2 protein-coding genes are annotated in these 1,264 nt (G+C 46.6%); one reads left to right on the forward strand and one right to left on the reverse strand.

Annotated features, from left to right (window positions below):
- A partial coding sequence (rfaD, locus tag A3750_RS20250; RefSeq protein ID WP_068548710.1) for an ADP-glyceromanno-heptose 6-epimerase occupies positions 1-894 on the reverse strand: 894 nt, incomplete at its 3' end.
- A 131-nt stretch (positions 895-1,025) separates the two neighbouring features.
- Here rfaD and A3750_RS20255 point away from each other — a divergent pair.
- Positions 1,026-1,264: peptidylprolyl isomerase (locus tag A3750_RS20255; RefSeq protein WP_082873370.1), on the forward strand; the 239-nt coding region annotated here is incomplete at its 3' end.

Raw genomic sequence — 1,264 nt, forward strand, 5'->3', positions numbered from 1 at the left:
TTTAAAAGGCTGATCATAGCCCGCGGCGCGCAAGGCACTCATATCCGCTTGAGTAAAGCTTTGATAGCGGCCCTTTAAGTGATCAGGGAACGGAATGTACTCTACTTTGCCCTTACCGTGAAAATCCATCACGGCATCTGCAACAGCTTGAAAGGGCTCTGCAGCTCCAGTGCCCAAATTATAAATGCCTGATGTCGCCTTGTTCTGCCAGCACCAAAGATTCACATTCGCCACGTCACCAACGTAAACAAAATCACGCGTTTGCCCGCCATTCGGATAGCCATCATAACCCTCAAATAACTTCGGGTTCTCGCCCGCTTTGATTTGTGTATTCAAGTGGTAGGCCACACTCGACATGGAACCTTTGTGCTGCTCTCGCGGACCATACACATTGAAATAGCGAAACCCGACTACTTGTGACTCAGCTTTCGGCAAGAGACGACGTACATACTGATCAAACTGAAACTTCGAGTAGCCATAAACGTTTAGTGGCTTCTCATGCGCACGCTCTTCCTTAAAAACGTCAGAGCCACCGTATACAGCAGCGGAGGATGCATAGAGAAAGGGAATTTTCTTATCTAGGCAGTACTCCAACAACTCGACAGAGTATTGGTAGTTATTCTGCATCATGAACTTGCCGTCCCACTCAGTGGTCGAACTACACGCCCCTTCATGGAAGACCGCTTCAATTTCTCCAAACGGCGCTCCGGCGTCGAGCATACCGAGAAAATCGTCTTTATCGAGGTAGTCCGCGATCTCAAGATCAACAAGATTGACGAACTTCGTTCCATCCGTTAAGTCATCCACAACGATGATGTCTTTATAGCCCTGCTGATTTAAAGCATGAACGATGTTGCTACCAATAAAACCGGCACCACCAGTAACGATAATCATAAAGCGATCCTAATCTTTTCTGTTGCACGACAATTGAGCGCAATTATAGGTACTGATGACCAACAAATACACTTTAGTTGCATAGCAAAGGTACAATGCATGCGGAATCCACTTTGAATGAAGGTAAGACCATGCCCATCGCGATGGCAAAACATATACTGGTAAAAACGCGTGAAGAAGCCGAACGGCTCAAAAAGCAATTAAAGCTAGGCGCTTCGTTTGAGACTTTGGCTAAAAAGCATTCGACCTGCCCCTCTAAAAAGCGGGGTGGAGACTTGGGCGAGATTAAAAAAGGGCAGCTAGTAAAACCCGTCGAAAAAGTTATATTCACTCAAGCCTTGAAACAGACACACGGGCCCGTTAAAAGCCA

Source organism: Oleiphilus sp. HI0079 (genome assembly GCF_001635105.1).